The sequence below is a fragment of the Streptomyces sp. NPDC015220 genome (assembly GCF_043079345.1).
Classification (GTDB): domain Bacteria; phylum Actinomycetota; class Actinomycetes; order Streptomycetales; family Streptomycetaceae; genus Streptomyces.
The window spans coordinates 43456-63028 of sequence record NZ_JBIBUK010000031.1; the positions used below are offsets into that span (position 1 = coordinate 43456).

Here is a 19573-nt window from a genome sequence, read left to right on the forward strand (position 1 = left end):
ACGCCCGGATCCGGCGTCCAGGTGGTGGCCGAACGAACCTCCCACGGCTTGGACGCCGTCTCGATGTGACGGCGCGCCTGGGCACGGCTCGTCCCGGTGACCTCGACCGGCGGTGTCCCGCACCTTTCACGCGTCGTCGCGGCACCGCGACCTGACCCGCGGCCGTTCGTTCGTGGGAGTCGCGGCCTTTCTCGGTGTTCCGCGGTGCGAGCTCACCGCACCCGAGTCGCGTCCGTTCTTCTCCCCGACTCGTGACCAGCCGGATTGGGCGGTCGAGGTGACGGACAGCGGCGGGACAGCAGGCATCCGGTCAGCGCGGCGGCGAGGCCGGCCAGCCCGGCCGCCGCGAAGCCGCCCGCCGGCACGGAGACGTCGATCGCCACCCCGATCATCGGGGATCCGAGCGCGAAACCCGCACTCTGCGCCGCGTACTGCAGACCTGTGGCCTCACCCCGCACACCGGCCGGTGCCAGTCGGCTCACCGCGTCGGCCACCGCGGAAAGGGTCGGCGCGGCGAGGAACCCGGTGCCGACGACGGCCACGCACAACCAGGGCCAGTCGTGGGCTAGCCCCGCGAGGATCGTCATGAGCCCGAGCAGGCCGAGCAGTAGCCATGTCGGCAGCGACCGGGGCAACGCCCCGTGGACCAGTCCGCCGGCGACAGAGGTCACGCCGAGCACGGCCACGACCACGGCGGCCCTGGAGACCTGAGCTGATTCCTCGAGCGTGGCGACGATGGCGAGGTCGACGCCGCTGAGCAGCGTCGTGGTGCCGAACGCCATCGTGAGTACGGCGATCATGCCGACGCCCAGCCATTCCCGCCGCGGAGGCTGCCCGGCCGCGCCGGCATCCGCCTCGTCCGCGGAACGCAACGGCGGGTTGAGCAGCGCGATCCCGGTTCCGCCGGCCGCGATCGCGGCGCCGACCGCCCACGCCACCACAGCGGGGGACGTCTTCGCGGCGCACAGGATCACGGCCGCCGGGCCCACCATGTACGACAGTTCGCCCTGCACCGACTCCAGCGCGAACGCGGCCCGGCGCTGTTCCGCCGTCGTCATCGCGGCGATGGCCTGCCTGGTCACCGGCTGGGCCGGCACCATCAGCAGACCCGCCGCGAAGGCGGCGCCCAGGAGGGCTCCGTACCGCAGGGACGGCAGGCTCGACCAGAACACGACCTGCACGACGACGGTCACCGGCAGCACCGTGCGCAGGCCCCGCCGATCGATCATGCGGCCGAGCAGCGGCCCTCCCAGCGCCAGTCCGGCCGTCAGGGCCGCCGCGACACCGCCGGCCGCCGCATAGCTCATGTCCAGACCCAGCACGACGTACATCGTCAAGGCCATCACGACAGCCGTGATCGCGGTTCGGGCGAGAAAGGAAACTCCCAGCAGCGATGCCATTCCCGGCACGGCGAGTATCTGTCGGTATCCGGTCACCGGCGTCACGCTAGATCTTCCGCCAGGCCATAGGTAGTGGTTCGTTCACTGGCGCCGACATAATGAATCGTTATGGCCAGGGATCTGGAGACCGCGTTGCTGCGGTCCTTCGTCACCGTCGTGCGGGCAGGCAGCATCAGCCGCGCCGCGACCACGCTCGGGCATACCCAGCCCGCGCTCAGCCAGCAGGTGCGCAAGCTCGAGAGGGCCGTCGGCCGTCCACTGCTGCACCGATCACCGTCCGGCGTCTCGCTGACCCGGGCGGGTGAGGAGTTGCTGCCGTACGCCGAACGCATTCTCGCGCTCTCCGCGCAGGCACTCACCGAGACCGGGCGCGTGCTCACCGGCCGCTGCGGCGTCGGGTTGCTCGAGGATCTCGCCGCCTCCCAGCTTCCGCAAGCCCTCGCCGACCTCGCCCGGCTGCACCCCGGCGCGACGCTGGAGGTGCTCAGCACGTCCAACGCCGCGATGCGGGAGGCCTACGACACGGGCCGCGTCCAACTCGTGCTCAACGAGGTGCCGGCTCTTCCCGGACCGCCGCGCTGGACGGTACGTCGCCCGCTGGTCTGGGCAATCGGCCCGGGTGCGGACTTGGCTGCCGATCCGCTTCCGGTGGTGCTCTTCTCGAACACGTGCTCCTGGCGTACATCGGTGCTCGAGACACTGGAACGTACCGGTCGGCCCTGGCGGGTGGCGTTCGAAAGCAACAGCCTGGTCGGCGTGCTCGCCGCGGTGCGGGCCGGGCTCGGCGTCGCGGCGCTCATGCCCACGAACCTCGAACCGGCCATGGCCTGCCACGACTTGGACGCTCTGCCCACCCTGCCGGACGTCGAGCTCGGCCTCGCACGGCACCCACGGTCCGAAGGGGATCCGCTGATCGACGCCGTGGAGACCGCGCTTCGACGAACGATCTGAGTTCCGCGGTCGGTTGCCGCTTCGGCCCGGGACGGTGCGGTCCCCGGCCTCCGCGAGGCGGACGCCGATGCACACCGTGCCCCGGACGCCGCTTCGCCCGGTGGACCTTCGGGCGCCCTCCGACTGGTGCATGGGACAGATCGTCCGCAGCCGCCGGGTGAGGCTGCGGACGATCGTCCGGCCGCGGGGATCGTGCGAACGCCCGGCGTGAGAACGCCGGGACGGGGCCACGCCGGAGTCGATCGGGTGCTGACTGCGGCGCCTTGGTCATCGCAGGCCCTCACGGGTGCGGGCGCTCCAGACCGCGAGTGCCGCCGCCAGAGCACGGGCGCCGCCGAGCCACAGAACGCCCTGGAGGGCGAGCGCGTCGACGATGACGCCGCCGGCCGGCGCGCCGAGGCCGATCGAGACATTGAACACCGCCACCCACAAGGAGGAAGCAGCTTCCACCGCTTGCGGAGCCGCCTTGATCATCCAGGTCTGCAGGCCGACAGACACGCCGCCGTAGGCCAGAGTCCAAACGATCAACAGCACGGCACCGCCGAGCCGGCTACGGCCCAGCAGCAGCAACAGCGGCATCGCGGCCGCCAGGGACACCGCGATGATCAGCACGGTGGTGCGTCCTGCGCGCCGGCGCCGCGCCGGCGACGAAGTCGCCGATCATGCCCGCGAGGCCGAACCCGAACAGGAGCGGGCCGACGAACCGTTCGTCGATCCCCGACGACTTCTGAAGTGCCGGGCTCACGAAGGTGTAGGCCGAGAAGTGACCGGTCACGATGAGGAAGGTCGCGATGATTCCGGCGCGTACGCCCGGGTTGCGGAACTGTCCGACCAGGAGACGCGGCCGGATTGCCTGGCCGGCGGCCAACGACGGCAGAGCGGCCAACAGAAAGATCGACGTGATGAGCGCCAGGCCGCTCAGCGACGCGAAGGCGACGCGCCAGCCGGTGAGTTCACCGATCAGGGACCCGAGCGGGACGCCGAACACGGGAACCATGCCGGGTGGCGGGTGTGCGTGACCCGCAGCGGCGGCTCCATCGACGACCTGCGCGGCACGCCGTCCGGGCCACCGCTGCTCGTGCTGGGCTCCGGGCGACGCCCGTCAGGACCGCGTCGCCCTCCAGCACTGCTCCCCGGAGGACTCGCCCCGCCCGACCGGCGTGCTGCGGTCGTACGGGTCGATCTCCTTGCCGGTCTCGTCCGCCGGGCGGTCGGTGCCGAAGGGCGGGGTGAAGTAGCCCGTGCGGGCGCCGCAACCGCCGTTGGTCACGTCGTACTTGTACGAGACGATCGAGAACGTGCCCGGCTCGGTGATCACCTTGTCAGGGTCGTCCCAGCTCAGGACCAGCTCGCGCCGGACGATCGTGCGCACGATCTCGTCATCGCCGCCCTTGCCCGCGCGGGTGACCGGGTAGACGAAGGTGACGTCGGCGGTTACCTGGAGCGCGCCGCGCTTGCCCTCCTGGTAGGTGAGCCGGCCCCGGGTCTTCACGACGTCGCCGACCAGGCGGGTGCGGGAGGGCTGGAAGCGGCTGAAGAGGAGAAGCGGGTCGTTCTTCTCGCTCGGGGTTCGGAAAGCGGCTTGTAGAAGGTCCTGGACGTCCTTCTGGTGCGGGTTGATCAGTGTGATCGCCTTCTCGGGGCGCTCACCCCGCAGCACCCCGCGGTCCAGGCCGGACGCGACCAGGAAGTCCCGGCTGCGGGCGAGGGCCAGCTCGACCTCGGCGGCGCTCATCCAGCCGACCGCCGTGGCCTTCGGCACGGTGATACCCGCCGCTCCGCTCGCCCAGCTCGCCGCCGGCGAGCCGCGGAACGGCTCGTCCATGGTGGGGCGTCGGGCTGCCTCCGCCGGGGGCGCCTGGGTCGGGCGGGAGGTCTCGGCCGCCGGCGGCGGGGAGTCGGCGCCGGTGAACAGGTCCACTGTCCGCCCCGGCGCGAGCGCCGGCACCAGCAGCACCAGCGAGGCCAGCAGCCCGACCACGTACCAGCCCGTGCGCCGCTTGGGTCGCGCGGGCGTGTGGCCGCGCCAGCCCTCCACGCCGAGGCCGGGCTCCGCACGCAGCCGCTTCGCCACGTCGCGGGCCCGCGCCGAGGGTTCCTTGGGCGCGTCGGCGACACCCGCCACCGACTCGCGCAGAAACCGCTCCCACTCCTCGTCGGACCTGGACGAGCCGTCCGGCTCCGTACCCATGCCCATCCCCAACCCCCTGGCAAACAGTCGACCGTGCCCGCTCCTCCGGGACGCGTCCGCATGATGACACACAGCGCTGACAGCGAGGCCGAATGGACGGACGGTCGAGCGCGCCGGAGCGGCCGGAGACGACGAGCAGGCCGGCGTCGAGGAACCGGTCAGCGACGAGGACGACGACGGTATCTGGCATGGGCGTGGACACCACCATGGTCCAGGGTGACCACGGGATCGGTCCCCGGCGGGCGGCGGCCGACATACCTCCGACGCCGGCTCGGACCCGCTCACCGAGGCAGGCGAGGGGGCAGGTCCCTCGGCATCGGTGGGACGGGAAGCTCCCGGGCCGGAGATTCCACTGATGCTGAACTCCGGTCCTGAGTATGGTCGTTGAGGCCTTGGCTGATCGGGCGGAGGCCTGGGAGGGGAAGGGTGGGCGATGCAGGCTTCGGAGTTGGCCGCCGCAGCGGTACAGGTGGTGACCGGAGGGACTCCGGTCACGGCCGAACAGAGGACCGCGGTTCGGGAACTGGTGTGGGGTCGCCTTGGCAGAAGCGCTCTGGGCGCCTCTGCCCTGGCCCGACTGCAGGAGCGGCCCGGCGAGGAATCAATGGGCATCGTGGCTTCCGTACTCACCGCCGAATTGCGAGCGGACCCGAAGTTCGCCGAGCTGATGGCCAGGACCCTCCATGTGCCTCACAGCCCGCCGCCGCGGACCGCCACACGCCGGCGCGCCGCGGCGGGCCCCCCGCCACCGTTTCCGCCCCCCGGGCCTGCCGCGGCTCCCGTCCGGACGCCGGATGCGGCCGACGTGCGGAAGATATTGCTTCTCGGGCTTCCGCAGATGCTCCTGGCCTACAACGTCCTCACCATCACGGCGCGAAGCGGGGCGGGGGTGGGCGTTCAGATCGTCATCCTGCTCGTCTCGGCCGGCCTGACAGCCTATGGGGTGTGGCTCGGTATCAGCCTGCTCCTGCGGCGCATACGCAGCGGCGCACTCATCGCCGCAGTGCTGTTCGACGTGCTGGTGCTGATCGAGCTGGTTTTCTGGCTGGCTCTCTGGCTGGTGAGAGCCGTGAGCTGATGTCCGTCATCTGCCTCTGGTCCATGAGCACCCCCCTCGCCGTGCCTTCCGCTATTCCCCGGCCCAGTACGCGGCCCGCACTTCCCCTTCCGCGAAGTCTCGGCGCGGCAGACACAGGCCCAAGGACTCCTCCAAGGCGTGGAAGTACAGCTGGAACGTGCTGGTCAGTTCGGGGTGGTCCAACTCGGCACGGCGCACGGCACGGTTGAGGAAGTCCAGCTCGCCGCCCCGCAGGTAGGGGGCACGACCGCGCTCGTACCAGATCAGCTCCAGCGCACCCCAGTCATCGTCGACGCGGCGACCGTCCCTCATGTAGTCGAAGGTGTAGATGGCCTTCGCGGAGGTGGCGGTCAGCCACACGCTCTCCTTGATTCCGAGCGCCTCGTACGCCTCCTTGTCGGCGAAGGACCCCGGCGGCGTCTCGTGGTACAGCAGGAACGTCCAGCCGCCTGCCTGCCCGAAACAGCAGCTTTCCCACTGACGGTCCCAGTGGGCCCGGCCGCCGTCCACGGCCTGGAGGTCCTTCAGGCGCGTGCCGGCAGCGACCTGTGCGGGATCCGCCCCGTACAGCAGGGCCAGTCGCTCGGCGTCGACGCTCAGCCCGGGCGCCGCGCGGAAGAAGGCAAGGGTGGTGTACGGCTCCTGCTGACGCCAGGAGCCCGCTATCCAGGCGAGCCCCTCCAGCGGGTCGCGCCCGCACGGCTCGACCGTCCCGGCGTCATCCAGGCCGCCACTTCGGAACCGTCCGCCCCACGCGGGGTCGATCCGCTCCAGCGCGTCGGCCACCTCCTCCAGGCTGCCGCCGCGCCGCCTCATCGCTGCCTCCGCGATCAGGTAGAGCGCCTGCTCGAGGACGGGGGTGGCGAAGACCTCCCGGTAGGGGCCGTGATAGCCGCGCACCGTGCCGTCCTCGTCCAGCAGCAGACGCAAGCCCTCGTCCTCCGCCTCCTCGGCACGCTCGGCCCACCCCTCCAGTTCGTCGTCCGAGAGGGCCACGGGCGGCAACCCGACCCCGTGGAGCAGGGGGTGTCCGGCGGCCGTCCGCTGCCACGCCTTGGCGAGTGCCCGCTTGGTGATCTCCATGGCGTCAGCATAGGAAGGGGCACTGACAATCCGCCGACCCTCGTGGCCCGCGGCGACACTCGGCCGCTGGAACCGGCCAACACGTTCCGCGAGTGGTGCCACGACCTCGTGAACCGCCTCGTACGCTTGCTCCGCCGTCCGCGCCTGGTCTCCCACGTACCCGGTCGGATCGGTTGCCGCCATGGAGCCGACCAGCCGCGCCTGCGGGCGCTCGCCCTCGCTCTCTCGCGCCGCGGTTGCCGCACAGGCCGGCGTCCGACCGCCCCGTCAAGTGGTCCGCGCCAGTGAACGACCAGGTCGCGGGCGTCGGGCAGTTGGTGGTGCCGGGCGCCTCGCGCGGCTCCCCGCACATCCTGGACGCTCTGCGGAACCCGGATGCCGGGGTGAACCCTGGGATGGTCGCGACCGACAGCGACTCGTACTCGACATGGTGCTCGGGCTGTTCACGATGCTGGGCCACGACTTCTCGCCGCGCTTCAAGGACCTTTCCGATCAGCGGCTGTGGGGAAGCGGAGACGTCCGGTGCACGGGGCGAACTCGGCGTCGAACCGCTCCTTTCCGGTCGCGCGGCCGAGTCCGCCGGTCGCGCGCTTGACGCTTTCAGCCACGGGACAGGGGGCGGCGTTCCCCCTCGATGCCGCTGCACCCCGCGGCCGTCAGGATCTCGCCGGCGACAACCTCGAGAAGGTGATCGGCGCGTGGCGCGAACGAAGGTTGATCGCCGAGCCACGCGAGCGCCGCTACCAGCGCGAACAGGTCGGTTCCATCGACGTCGGTCCGGGCTGTGCCCGCGGCCTGGGCACGGGCCAGGAGCCCCGTGCCGGCTGCGCGCATGGTGACACACGACGCGTGGAGTGCGGACTCGGTGTCCTCGAGGGCAGCCGCCATCAGTTCTGTCACGCCCCGGTACTCGCGTGCGACCGCGACGCAGTCACGGAGCCACGAAACGAGAGCACCTTTTCGGGCGAGCTCGACCTTTCGAGCTCCCGTCGCACGCCGCGTGGCCGCTTTCGCCGACCGCGCCCCGTCCCCCACCCGACGACCGAGCACGAGCGAGGCCTGACATGACGACGACCGCGGCTTTCGGCTGGGAAGCAGCCACCTCGGCGAACTGCCGGCGGATCGGGGCGGTCGGCTCCGGGCAGGCGGCCGGGGTGTGGTGCGGGCCGACGGCCGGTGAGCGGTCACACGCCTGACTGGGCGGCCCGGTGTCCGCGAGCCGCCGCCAGGCCTGTCGGACCGCCGGCTCTGTCGCCCCGGCCTTCAGGTCCGCACGCCGGTACCTGACGGGGTGTCCTCGAGCACGTCGCGGAGTTGCGAGCGGGCGGTGATGCCCAGCTTGGGGAAGACCCGGTAGAGGTGGGAGCCGACCGTGCGTGGTGAGAGGAACAGCTTCTCCCCGATCTCGCGGTTCGTCAGACCGCGGGCCGCCAGATGGACGATCTGTTGCTGCTGAGGGCTGAGTTCGGAGAAGGCACTGGGCAGGACGTCGGTCGCCTCGATGCCGGCGGCGCGCAGTTCCGCCTGTGCCCGCTCGATCCACGGCCGCGCGCTCAGCCGCTGGAAGGTTTCCAGGGCGGCGCTCAGCAGTGGCCGGGACTCGGCGACACGGCGCCGGCGGCGGAGCCACTCCCCGTAGTCGAGCCGTGTCTGAGCCCGTTCGAACGGCCACTGCTCACCCGCGGGCTCCGCGAGCGCCGCCTGGAAGAACGGCTCCGCGTGCTCGGGATCCGCCAGCAGGGCGCGACCTCGGTCGATCAGTGCGGCCACCCGTGCCGACATGCCTGTACCGAGGCTTCGCGCCGACCGCTCCAGCAGTTCCGCGGCGTGCTCCTGCTGTCCTCGGCGGACGGCCGCGGCCGCGAGTTCGGCCAGGACGGTGTAGGAGACGTGGTAGTGGACCGGATCGCCGTCGTCGGTGAACACGGAGCGGAACTGTGTGTACGCGGTGTCGTAGTCGCCCTCGGCCACGGCCGCCAGCCCCAGGGCCCGGCGTGCGAAGACCGCGACGGAGCGGCTCTCCAGGGGGTCGACGAGGGCCAGGGCCCGCTCGGCGAGCCGGCGTGCGGTGGCCGGGTCGCCCAGCAGGCCGGCCACCGTGGCGTCCAGTGCCTGAGCGCATGCCTCGGCGTGGTCGAGTCCGGCCGCCGACGCCATGGCCGCGATGTCGGCCGCCACCGCGCGGGCCTCGGCCCATCGGCCCTGCTCCAGGCGGGTCCAGCCGACCGCGCATCCCAGCCCGTCCGGGAGCGGGCCGAGGGCCCGCCACCGGTCGGACGCCTCGTCGAAGGTCCTGGCGGCGAGGGTGGTCTGGTCGAGCAGCCAGGCGACGATGGCCAGCGCGGTCAGGCGCCGGGCGTCGCCCTTGGCCTCGGCGATGAGCCCGGGCAGCGCCGGTGCGAGGGACGCTCCTGCGCCGCCGGGGTCGGAGACGGACAGTACCCAGGCGCGCAGCGCCGCTGTGGCGGCATCGTCGGGCATGCGGGCGAGCAGGTCCTGGATCTGTCGCTGCTGGGACTCCTCGCCCGAGTAGTAACGGACCACCGCCGCTGCGGCCAGCGCGTCGAGTGCAAGGGGCGACCGGGCATCCGCCGCCTCGTCGGCGACACGCATGAGCAGGGCGAAGGCCGCTGTGTGCCGGGGGCCGACAGACATGAGCCGGCCGGTGGCCAGCGCGGCTCTGCCCAGCAGTGCCGGGTCGTCGGTGCACTCGCGGACCGCGGTGGCCAGGTGTTCCACCCAGCCGAGCTGACCGGTGAAGACGGCGGTGGCGGCGGCTTCGGTCAGCAGGCGCGCCCGGTCCTCACGGCGCGGGCTGAGCTCTGCGGCGCGTTCCTGGGCCGCGGCGGCGGCCGCGAAGCCGCCCCGGCGCCGGGCCCTGTCGGCCGTCTGCTGCAAGGCGGCCGACACCTCCTGGTCGGGGCGCACCGTCGCGGCGGCGAGGTGCCAGGCGCGGCGGTCGGGTTCCTCGCGCAGCAACTCCGCGAGAGCGAGGTGCGCCCCGCGGCGTTCCGCGAACGACGCGGCATGGTAGACGGCTGAGCGGACGAGCGGGTGCCGGAAGGAGATCCCGGCTCCGTCCCGGCGTACGAGACCGGCCCGATCCGCGGGCTCCCACGCCTTGTCGTCCGCCTCGGGGAGTCCCATGGCGGCTGCCCGCGCGTCCGCCGCGTCGGCGGCCGCGAGGAGCAGCAGGACCCGGCGGGTCGGTTCCGGCAGGTCGGCCGCGTGCCCCGCGAAGATCCGCTCCAGCCGGTCGGTGACCGGCAGCGGGCCCTGCACGCCACTGCCCTCGGGGGGACGGACCGCGGTGGCGTGGGCGAGTTCCACCAGGGCCAGGGGGTTGCCGGCCGCCTCCTCGAGGATCCGCACGCGGGTCCGGCCGGTGGGCGGCGTGGGCTGCCGGTCGAGCAGCCGGTTGGCCGCCTCACTGTCCAGCGGGCCGAGGTCGAGGCGGTCGTAACCCTTGTCGAAGCCGGGCAGCGCGGCCGCGGTGCGGACACCGACCAGCAGCGTCACGGGCTCGCTGTCCATACGTCGCGCCACGAAGGAGAGGACGTCCAGTGATCCGCGATCGATCCACTGGGCGTCGTCGACCACCACCAGCAGCGGTGCCGTTTCCGCCACGTCCGACAGCAGGGTCAGAACCGCCAGCCCGACGACCATCGCGTCGGGGGCCTCGGCACACTCGTCGAGCCCCAGGACGGCACCGAGCGCGGCGCGCTGCCGCGACGGCAGGCCCTCCGCCGCACCGAGCACCGGGCGGAGCATCTGATGAAGACCGGCATACCCGAGGTGCGCCTCGGACTCGCTCCCCACCGCTCGCAGCAGTCGGCCGCCCGCCCTTCGTGCGTGATCGGACGCGAGGTCGAGCAGCGTGCTCTTTCCGGCACCGGGGTCACCCGTGACGATCAACACGTCACCGCGGGACCGATCAGCGCCGACATGCCGGATGATTTCCGCGGTCTCGGTTTCGCGGCCCACCAGCGTCGGACCGGGATTCCGCGTCGCGCGCCGGCCCCCACGAGCCCTTCCATCGTTTTCCACGGATGCTCCAGGGAATTGAGATACCCCCGGATACTAGCGCGGGAGAACCGCGGCGCAGCCCCGCGGGAGCGGAGTCGAAGCCGCTCGGAGCACATCGGACGCGGTCGTCGTCCGGGACATTCCGGCCAGGGCATCCATGGAGTTCTTCCAAAGAGCGGGTTCCGGCCGCGGAGTCCCGCGCCGCACGGACGTCGCGACGAGGCGACTGCCGACCTCCGCACGCCTCCAGCCGTACGTTCTCCGCACCGTCACGGCATCGGGATCGCCACGCCGGGACAACCGGCCGGCGGGCACGAACGCTGCGTCCCGTGCCGGAAACGCCCCGCACTCGAAGCTGTGCCCACAGGTGCAGTCACGTGACTGATACCGCGCCCGCCGGGGCCGCTCGTACGGTTGGGTGAATCCTCCGAATTCCAAGGACACTTCATGGAACAGATCACCCTCGGCGATGTCTCCGTCACCCGGGTACGGGAATACTTCGGTTCCGTCGAAATGACACCCGAGACCTTCTTCCCGGAAAGCTCGAAGGAAGTCTGGGAAGCCGGCTCCGACTGGCTGGCACCGCATTTCCTGGATCACGGGGCCAATATCGTGAATTCCGCGATCCAGACCTGGCTGCTGCGCAGCGAGGGCAAGACGATCCTGGTCGACACCGGCGTGGGCAACCACAAGGACCGTCCCTACGCCCCGGTCTGGAACCGCCTGGAAACGGACTTCCTGGCCAACCTCGCCCGGGCCGGCGTCCAGCCCGAGGACGTGGACATCGTGATCAACACGCATCTCCACATCGACCACGTCGGCTGGAACACCTACCTGGACGGGCGGCAGTGGGTGCCGACGTTCCCCAACGCCACCTACCTGATGCCGAAGGCCGACTTCGACTTCTGGAACCCCGAGAACGGCCACCAGCCGCTGCTCGGCCGCGGCAACCAGAACGTCTTCGAGGACAGCGTGGCCCCGGTGCACCAGGCCGGCCAGACGCGGCTGTGGGAGCACGGTCACCAGATCGACGCGAACCTGCGCCTGGACACCGCTCCCGGGCACACCCCCGGCTCCTCCGTCCTGACCCTCACCTCCGGCACGGACCGCGCGGTGTTCGTCGGCGACATGCTGCACAGCCCGGTACAGATCCTCGAACCGGACGCCAACAGCTGCTTCTGCGAGAACCCCGCCGAAGCCCGCGCCACCCGCCGCAAGGTGCTGGGCTGGGCGGCCGACAACAACGCCCTCGTGATCCCGGCCCACCTGGGCGGCCACGGCGCGGCCGAAGTCGTACGCGAGGGAAGCGCCTTCGCCGTCAAGGGCTGGGCGCCCTTCACCCCGTACACCGAGCAGGGCTGAGGCCCGCGGAAAGGCACCAGAAGTGAGCCACCACTCAGAGCCCGTCGTGATCACCGCACAGGGCGCCATCCGCGGTCTTCGCCAGGACGACGGCACCGCCGCCTTCCTGAACGTCCCCTACGCCGCCCCTCCCCTGGGCGCCGGCCGGTTCGCGCCGCCCGAGCCGCACGAGCCGTGGGACGGCGTACGGGACGCCACCGTCCCCGGCCCCAACGCGCCGCAGTCCGAGCGCAAGCTCGGCGGCATCGACATGGCCCCCTACTTCGGCACCGGCTGGAGCCGCGGCGAGGACTACCTCACCGTCAACGTGTGGGCGCCCGCCGCCGCGCAGGGTGACCTGCCCGTGATGGTGTTCGTCCACGGCGGCGGATTCGTCGCCGGATCCACGCGGTCCGCGATGTACGACGGTTCCGCCTTCGCCCGCGACGGCGTCGTCCTGGTCACCCTCAACTACCGGCTCGGCATCGCCGGCTTCCTCGACCTCCCCGGGGCGCCCGCCAACCGCGGCCTGCTCGACGTCGTCGCCGCGCTGCGCTGGGTGCGGGAGAACATCGCCGCGTTCGGCGGTGACCCGGACAGCGTCACGCTCTTCGGCCAGTCCGCCGGGGCCACCGTCGTCGGCGGCGTCCTCGCCACCGCGGAGGCCGCGGGCCTGTTCCGCCGGGCGATCGTGCAGAGCGGCAGCGGACTGGGCGCGTTCAGCACCGAGCAGGCCGCCCGCGTCACCGCCGCGGCCGCCGAGGTCCTGGGCGTCAAGGCGCACGTGGACGCCTTCGCGGAGATCTCCGACGAGCGTCTGGTGGAGGCCGCCTCCAAGCTCGCGGGCATCGACCTGCGGACCGCCACCCACCACGACCCCCTGATCGGCCTCAGCCCCTTCAGCCTGGTCCTGGACACTCAGCCCGCCGAGTCCGTCGGGGACGGACACGGCTCCGGCGTCGACCTGCTCGTCGGGACCAACACGGAGGAGGGCCTCCTCTACCTGGTCCCCGTGGGCAAGTACGCCTCCTCGACCGCCGAGGACGTGGACGACACGGCGGCGCGCTCGCATCCGGACCCGGCGCGGCTCGTGGAGACGTACCGCAATACACGTCCTGAGGCGTCCTACGGCGAACTGCGCTCCGCCATCATGGGCGACGCGCTGTTCGGCGCGGGCAGCAGGGCCCTGGCCGGCGCCCATGCCGCCCACCCCGGGTCCGCGACCTTCGCCTACGAGTTCGCCTGGCGCTCGCACGCCCTGGACGGAGAACTCGGCGCCACGCACGCGGTCGAGCTGCCCTTCGTCTTCGATCTCACACACCTGCCGCGACTGCGGGGCCCCGCCGCCCTGCTCGGCCCCGACAAGCCCCCCGCCGATCTCGCGGCCCGCATGCACGAGACCTGGATACGGTTCGCCACCACCGGCGACCCCGGCTGGGACCCGTACGACACCGAACGCCGGGCCACGATGCGCATCGACGCCGAGTGGACCGAGGTCGACGACCCCCGCAGCGAGGAACGACGGGCCTGGGGCTGACACCCGCACGGATTCCGCCTGCTCGCCCTCTTTCGAGGACCACCGCCGCTTGGAGGAACACCATGACCAGAACCGTCATCACCACCGAGAACGCCCCCGCCCTGCCGGCCCCGCTGTCCCAGGGCATCCGCAAGGGCCCCGTCCTTCAGGTGTCCGGTCAGCTCCCGTTCGACCCGGACACCGGCGAGGTCGTCGGTACCACCGTCGCCGAGCAGACCGCACGGACCCTGCGCAATGTCATCGCGGTCCTGGAGGCGGCCGGCGCCGGCCTGGAGGACGTCGTCATGCTCCGCGTCCACCTCACCGACCCCGCCCACCTGCCCGAGCTGAACGAGGCGTACGCGGCGACCGTCGGCGCGCCCTTCCCCGCCCGCACCACCGTGTACACGCGGCTCCCGCCGGGACTGCTCGTGGAGATCGACGCCCTGGCGGTGCTGGGCGACTGACTCGGCCACAGAGCAAGGCTGGTCCTGCGCGGTTCCCCGGACCGCGCCGGACCAGCCGCCATCCCCACGAGCGGAAAGGGGGCAGGATGGATGGCCGCGAGGCCGGGGCGTGCGTCAGCCTGAGAGTCGTGCCGGCGGACCTGCTGGACGCCTTGTGCTCCCTGTCGGGGCGCCCTTCGCCGCCCCCAGGGTCTCATCCGGTACGCCGGGTCCTCGGGAGCGTTCTCCACGCAGTGGCCTCGCTGCCACTGGACACGCTGCAACCGGGCGACGTGAGCGCGGCCACCGAGGTGCGCGCCGGCCTCCTGAACGCCGACGTACCGCCCGCGTCCGACGCGGCCGCCCGCTGCATCCAGCACACGGTCGACGACCTGGGTCCCGTCGACCTGTGGGCGCTGGCCCGCGGCACCGCCATGACCCGCGACGACCTGGCATGGGGCGCCGCGGCGACCCTGGCGCGGCAACGCCTGGCGGAGCCCGACCCGCTGGACGAACTCGCCGCGCAGGCCGTGGTGGACGAAATCGCCGAACGGACCCCATGCCGATGGGGCCGTCACCACGCCGACGCGGTCCGTGCCGCGCTGTACCGGACTCTGGCCGACCTCGCCGACGTCCTCCTGGAAGTGTCGGAGTCCACCCCGACACCCCTGCGCTGGACCGTGGACGACGACGTGAGGCGCGCCTCAGCCCTGATCGGCGGAGTGGTCCACGACGTAGCGGTCCAGAAGGCGGAGAACGCGCCCTGCGCGGCACGGCCCGTCTGGCGCCATCCCTCCCCTCCTGCCGCTCGCACCGCCTGGCAGTGGCGGATCACGAACGGACCGACCGGCCGTGCCGCCCACGGCCACGGTCCCTTCCCTTCCGCGCTCGCGGCACGACACGCCGCCGAGTGCGCGATCACGGCACTCGCCGCCGGGAGATGCGGCCTGTGAAGGGCGCCGGTACGCGGGCCCGCGCCGACGCCCATGCCGCACCGTGCCCGCGACAGCTCGTCCACGCCGACCCTCCGGCGGTCGTACGGCCCGCCGGCAGTCCGCTGATGGCCGCGATCGGCTGCGTCACGCCTCGCGTGCGGTGCGGACCACACCGTGCCTGATGGTCGACCTCCCGATGTCCTGGCCGCCAGGCGCTGCCCGCCCGCCTGTGTCAGGTCCGTGATGAAACCGCAGACCGGTTGTGAATATCACGGTCCCTTTCCGTGCTCTTCACCACAGCATTGCTGCAAAGCAACGAAGTCGAGGTGTGGCGATATGGTCGGCCGATGTACTGATATGGGGCCCCGCATCCCCCGACAGGAGGGTTGAACAGCTTCGACATCGGGTCGAAGCACCTGCGCGTGGGTGGCTTTATGATCGTCGATGAACTACTGGCTCCGCGTCCGTCCTCTTGTCGTCGACGATTCTTGGCGACCGCGAACGTAACCATTTGAGCGGGTCGCGTGACGGTGACGCAGGTGAAGAAGGGTGAACTCCATGGCTCTCGGGCTGCTCCGTCGTCGGCGTTCCCATGGTGCCTCCAGCGCCGGATCGAGCATCTCGGTCCCCCTGCCGCCCGGCGCCGGGGCGTTCGGCTTCGAGGTCCTCGATCCCATGGACCAGCCCATGGGCGGAGCGGAGGTCACCGTGACCGCCCTGGACAGCCACCGGGTCGCCACGCGTGGCACCACGGATCCCCACGGCTACTTCATAGCGACGCTGCCACCGGGCTCCTACAGCGTGATGATCGCGGCCGAGGGCCTGTCACCTGCCCGCGAGAGCCTCGACATCGCCGCCGGGGTGGCGCTGCCCCCGGTGCGCATCGCGCTCCAGCCCGCCCGCCAGATGGAACTCCCGACAGCCGGAACCTGGCTGTTCGATCCTCCGCACACCGCGATCCGGTTCATCGCCAAGCACGTGGGCATGGCCCATGTCCACGGGCGGTTCACCCGCTTCCAGGGCGGCATCCGCGTCGCGCCGAACATGGCCGACTCACACGTGTCGGTGCGCATCGACGCCTCCAGCCTCACCACGGGCAACAACACCCGCGACAACCACCTGCGTTCCGCCGACTTCCTGGATGTCGAACGCTACCCGCACATCGACTTCACCAGTACCCGGTTCGCCCACCGCGGCGGCTCCAAGTGGACCCTGCACGGCACACTCACCATGCACGGCACCAGCCGCTCCGTCGGCCTCGACACCACCTACCTCGGGATGGTCAACGGAGGCTACGACCAGGAACTGCGCTGCGCGGCTCTCGCCAAGGCCGAACTCCATCGGGAGGACTTCACCCTCAACTGGCGCTCCATGCTGGCCCGCGGCATCGCCGTCGTCGGTCCGACCGTCCAGCTGGAGTTGGACGTACAGGCGATGTACCGCACCCACGACACGCCCACGCCACCGCAGTAGACCCTCCACGCCTGCCTGGCCTCCCCCATGCCGCACTGACCGAGCCGCCGCACCAACCGGCGCCGGCCGCCGAGCGGTTGATCCCGCACGGCCCCGCCACCCCCCACATCCAAGGCGCGTGCACACGCCATTGAACGGTGTGCCGCGATCACGCCGCCGCGTCTCGGCCGCACGCCCGGCAGGTGGGATTGGAAACTGAAGCCCGACCGCCGCAAGCGACTCGTCCGCCTCACCACACGGGACCCGGTCTGGGTCTCTGTATCAGCAACGCGGCGTGCAGGGGGCGCAGTTCGGGACCGAGCCGGTGCCGAGCGGGGCGCCGCCCACCGGGGCCCCGCGCCCGGCCCGCGTCCGGGACGAGCCGGCGGAGATTCCTTTGGTCTAGACCTTGACTGCGATCAAGGGGGAGGGTTCAGTGTCCGAAAGCATCCTTCGGCACGGCCTGTGCGCATCGGCTCGGCTCCCACCGGGCCTGTTTGCCATGGCCGCGTCACACGAAAGGGGACTCTGTGCTCAGGAATCGCGTGAAGGCGCTGCTGACCGGGCTCGCGGCGGTCGGCTCTCTGGCGGCGACTGCACTCATGCCCACGGTGGCGAACGCCGCCGAGCCCCCGACGGCCCCGGCGGACGAGTGCGCCGTAGCCCCCGACTGGTCCAAGGGCGCCAACTACCAGGCGCGCGACATCGTGAAGTACACCGACGGGAAGATCTACGTCGCCGTGCGCGACAACCCCGGTTACGACCCGACGGTGAGCACCTACTACTGGGCGCCGTACACCTGCGGCACCGGCGGCAACCCGTACCCCAACAGCTTCGTGGTGAGCGAGGCCCAGTTCGACCAGATGTTCCCGAACCGGAACCCCTTCTACACGTACCAGGGCCTGACGGACGCCATGAAGGCGTTCCCCAAGTTCGCCCACACCGGCAACGACACGATGCGCAAGCAGGAGGCCGCGGCCTTCCTCGCGAACATCAGCCACGAGACCGGCGGCCTGTACTACATCAAGGAGGTCAACGAGGCGAACTACCCGCACTACTGCGACAGCACCAAGCCCTACGGCTGCCCGGCCGGCCAGTCCGCGTACTACGGGCGGGGACCGATCCAGCTGAGCTGGAACTTCAACTACAAGACCGTGGGCGACTTCCTCGGGATCGACCTGCTGAACCACCCCGAGGTGGTGGAGACGAATCCGGCCGTCGCCATGATGACCGGTCTGTGGTACTGGAACACCCAGGCCGGCCCCGGTCCGATCACCGGCCATGACGCCATGGTCAGCGGCGCCGGCTTCGGCCAGACGATCCGCTCGATCAACGGCAAGCTGGAGTGCGACGGCGGCAACCCGCGCCAGGTCGAGAGCCGGATCAACCGGTACAAGGAGTTCACTCGGATCCTCGGCGTCCCGACGGGCCCCAACCTCTCCTGCTGATCCGCCGACTCCCCCATCTCCCCCACGCGACCCCCACTGGACCGCCGCGGGCCGGACGCACTCCGGCCCGCGGCCTCGCCGCCGAGCCCACGGACGGCCGACCGCCCGCTGCCGAGTCGGCCCATGGTCACCGCATCACACCGGCGCATCAATCCGCCGGGGCTGCCGCAGAGTTCGGTCACGGCGCCACACCGACCGTCGCCGCCCGCCCGGAACGGGGCAGAACCGGTTCGACACCGGTCACCATTGTATTCGATCATGCGTTCATGCCCCTGAGAGAGACCCTTGCCCGAGTCGATGCGGACCTGGCCGCCGGCCGGGTTCCCGTCGCGCGCCAGCGTCTGCGCGGTCTCGTCTCCTCCTTTCCGTACGACCTGACGCTCCGCCGGCGTCTGGCCGAGGTGTACCGGCTCTACGGCGATGCCGCCGAGGCCGGGCGCTGGATGTACCTCGAGGAAGACCGCGACGCCGAGGAGACCGCCGCCTTCGAGGCGCGGTACGGGTCTCCCGGGTGGCGGATGAAGGCCATCGCCTGGCACGGCCCGGAGGATCTGGCTGCCACCTCCTTCGCGCAGGGGCGGTTGGCCGCGGTGCGGGCCGCCTGCGCCGAGGAGCTGGGGCACCCCGTCGACTGGGACGACCCCGCCTCCTACCGGGACGACCTGGAGGAGAAGTCCGAGGCGCCTTCCCACCCCTGGTCGGTCAGCGGTGTGCTGGCAGGCGTCGGCTGCCTGGTCGGGGCCATCGCGTTCCTCGCGGTCTGGGTGATCGGAGTCCTGGCCCTCTTCGACTGACCGTCAGGACGCCTTGGCGCGAGCCGCCGTTCGAAGCGACTCCCGCTCCCCCGATTGAGGGATATATCGCTGATTTGTCCGCTGTTTACCTTCTGCCCGAGTAGCTCAGATTGTTCATAGTGGTGTGAATGCTCCGCACCCTCGACGAGGCAGAGGAGAACCGTCATGCGTCACATCAAGTCGTTAGCCGTCGCCGCGGCCGCCTTCGCGGCAGCCATCGGTACAGGGCCCGCCGTGACCGCGGCCCCGGCCGCCGGAGGCAACCTGGCGGCTTACAACTGCACCTCCGGATACTTCTGCATCTACAGCGACTGGAACGGCGGGGGAACCCGCTGCCAGTGGTCACAAGCCAGCAAGGCGAACACCGCCGACAACTGCTCCTTCATCCAGCGGGGCAAGAACGTGCTCTCGGTCTGGAACGGAACCGGACACCGCGTGCAGTACTACACGCACACCAACTACAACTCGCGCGTCGGGTCCACCGCCGCCGCCACGGGCGGCAACCTGCAGGGCAGCTACCAGATCCGCTCCTTCAAACCCCAGTAGGGCCGCAGCCGCCCGCACGGCGCCTGCATGAAGGCGCCGTGCCAAAGATCGATGCGAAAGAGCCCGCCGGGAAACCGGTGGACGCACCACTCACCGACGGTGTGGTGCCGCCACTGTCCGACGGCGGGCGGGGGAACCGTGCCGGCCTCGCCGAAGAGGGCGTCGATCGGCACGGTCAACACCTGCCCGCGCGGGCGCGCACACCTGCGTGGGCGCGCACACCTGCGCGGGCGCGCACACCTGCGTGGGCCGGCCGGACGGCGGGAGCCGCCCGGCCGGTCCGCCGAGTGACAGTCGGACTCCGGCCCGTCAGCCCGTCAGGCCATCAGCCCGTCAGTCCGTCAGCCCGTCAGCCCGTCAGTCCGT

The 19573-nt window shown here is 71.4% G+C and carries 17 protein-coding genes and 2 pseudogenes; 11 read left to right on the forward strand and 8 right to left on the reverse strand.

All coding sequences use genetic code 11. The features are described from left to right. Positions 1-212: 212 nt before the first annotated feature. Positions 213-1436, reverse strand: coding sequence for an MFS transporter (locus tag ACF061_RS35820; protein ID WP_392271189.1), 1224 nt, complete (start codon positions 1434-1436; stop codon positions 213-215). A 72-nt stretch (positions 1437-1508) separates the two neighbouring features. On the opposite strand from ACF061_RS35820, the gene ACF061_RS35825 reads away from it, so the two are divergent. Beyond that, positions 1509-2351: a LysR family transcriptional regulator gene (locus ACF061_RS35825; RefSeq protein WP_392271190.1), complete on the forward strand. Its 843-nt coding sequence runs from the start codon at positions 1509-1511 to the stop codon at positions 2349-2351. 267 nt (positions 2352-2618) lie between these two features. Here ACF061_RS35825 and ACF061_RS35830 read toward each other — a convergent pair whose 3' ends face one another. The 3 genes from ACF061_RS35830 to ACF061_RS35840 form a co-directional block, all read right to left on the reverse strand. Continuing rightward, positions 2619-2963 (reverse strand): hypothetical protein, encoded by a 345-nt coding sequence (locus ACF061_RS35830; protein WP_392271191.1) that lies wholly within the window; start codon positions 2961-2963, stop codon positions 2619-2621. Then, positions 2902-3348: an MFS transporter gene (locus ACF061_RS35835; RefSeq protein WP_392271192.1), complete on the reverse strand. Its 447-nt coding sequence runs from the start codon at positions 3346-3348 to the stop codon at positions 2902-2904. The genes ACF061_RS35830 and ACF061_RS35835 overlap by 62 nt, the downstream gene beginning before the upstream one ends. Positions 3349-3453: 105 nt before the next feature. After that, complete coding sequence (locus tag ACF061_RS35840) at positions 3454-4548, reverse strand: hypothetical protein (RefSeq protein WP_392271193.1); 1095 nt, start codon at positions 4546-4548, stop codon at positions 3454-3456. A gap of 598 nt (positions 4549-5146) precedes the next feature. Here ACF061_RS35840 and ACF061_RS35845 point away from each other — a divergent pair. Beyond that, on the forward strand, positions 5147-5620 hold the full coding sequence (locus tag ACF061_RS35845) for a hypothetical protein (RefSeq protein ID WP_392271194.1): 474 nt from the start codon (positions 5147-5149) through the stop codon (positions 5618-5620). A gap of 51 nt (positions 5621-5671) precedes the next feature. Here ACF061_RS35845 and ACF061_RS35850 read toward each other — a convergent pair whose 3' ends face one another. Continuing rightward, the gene (locus tag ACF061_RS35850; protein ID WP_392271195.1) at positions 5672-6703 is read right to left on the reverse strand and encodes a hypothetical protein; all 1032 of its coding nucleotides are present in this window, start codon (positions 6701-6703) and stop codon (positions 5672-5674) included. Between the two features lie 278 nt (positions 6704-6981). Here ACF061_RS35850 and ACF061_RS35855 point away from each other — a divergent pair. Beyond that, positions 6982-7208 (forward strand): annotated as a pseudogene (locus ACF061_RS35855) (Tn3 family transposase); the annotation flags it as partial. 95 nt (positions 7209-7303) lie between these two features. Here ACF061_RS35855 and ACF061_RS35860 read toward each other — a convergent pair. Both ACF061_RS35860 and ACF061_RS35865 read right to left on the reverse strand, forming a co-directional pair. Beyond that, positions 7304-7689: pseudogene (locus ACF061_RS35860) on the reverse strand (TetR family transcriptional regulator); the annotation flags it as partial. Positions 7690-7966: 277 nt separating this feature from the next. Beyond that, on the reverse strand, positions 7967-10750 hold the full coding sequence (locus tag ACF061_RS35865) for an AAA family ATPase (RefSeq protein ID WP_392271196.1): 2784 nt from the start codon (positions 10748-10750) through the stop codon (positions 7967-7969). 426 nt (positions 10751-11176) lie between these two features. On the opposite strand from ACF061_RS35865, the gene ACF061_RS35870 reads away from it, so the two are divergent. From ACF061_RS35870 to ACF061_RS35905, 8 genes are all read left to right on the forward strand, one after another. Further along, positions 11177-12091: an MBL fold metallo-hydrolase gene (locus ACF061_RS35870; protein ID WP_392271197.1), complete on the forward strand. Its 915-nt coding sequence runs from the start codon at positions 11177-11179 to the stop codon at positions 12089-12091. 22 nt (positions 12092-12113) lie between these two features. Next, the gene (locus ACF061_RS35875) at positions 12114-13607 is read left to right on the forward strand and encodes a carboxylesterase/lipase family protein (protein ID WP_392271198.1); all 1494 of its coding nucleotides are present in this window, start codon (positions 12114-12116) and stop codon (positions 13605-13607) included. Positions 13608-13669: 62 nt separating this feature from the next. Beyond that, positions 13670-14053, forward strand: coding sequence for a RidA family protein (locus ACF061_RS35880; protein ID WP_392271199.1), 384 nt, complete (start codon positions 13670-13672; stop codon positions 14051-14053). Between the two features lie 233 nt (positions 14054-14286). Then, a complete protein-coding gene (locus ACF061_RS35885; protein ID WP_392271200.1) occupies positions 14287-14985 on the forward strand; it encodes a hypothetical protein in 699 nt (232 codons plus the stop codon). 540 nt (positions 14986-15525) lie between these two features. After that, entirely contained in the window at positions 15526-16440 is a 915-nt protein-coding gene (locus ACF061_RS35890; RefSeq protein WP_392271215.1) for a YceI family protein, read from the forward strand. A 509-nt stretch (positions 16441-16949) separates the two neighbouring features. Beyond that, a complete protein-coding gene (locus ACF061_RS35895) occupies positions 16950-17867 on the forward strand; it encodes a glycoside hydrolase family 19 protein (protein ID WP_392271201.1) in 918 nt (305 codons plus the stop codon). 266 nt (positions 17868-18133) lie between these two features. After that, positions 18134-18661 carry a DUF6584 family protein gene (locus ACF061_RS35900; RefSeq protein WP_392271202.1) on the forward strand — a complete coding sequence of 176 codons (528 nt, stop codon included), beginning with the start codon at positions 18134-18136 and terminating at the stop codon, positions 18659-18661. 165 nt (positions 18662-18826) lie between these two features. Next, positions 18827-19207, forward strand: coding sequence for a peptidase inhibitor family I36 protein (locus tag ACF061_RS35905; RefSeq protein ID WP_392271203.1), 381 nt, complete (start codon positions 18827-18829; stop codon positions 19205-19207). Here ACF061_RS35905 and ACF061_RS35910 read toward each other — a convergent pair. After that, positions 19177-19380, reverse strand: a complete 204-nt coding sequence (locus ACF061_RS35910) for a hypothetical protein (RefSeq protein ID WP_392271204.1) — start codon at positions 19378-19380, stop codon at positions 19177-19179. The two genes, ACF061_RS35905 and ACF061_RS35910, sit on opposite strands and share 31 nt — an antisense overlap. Positions 19381-19573 lie beyond the last annotated feature (193 nt).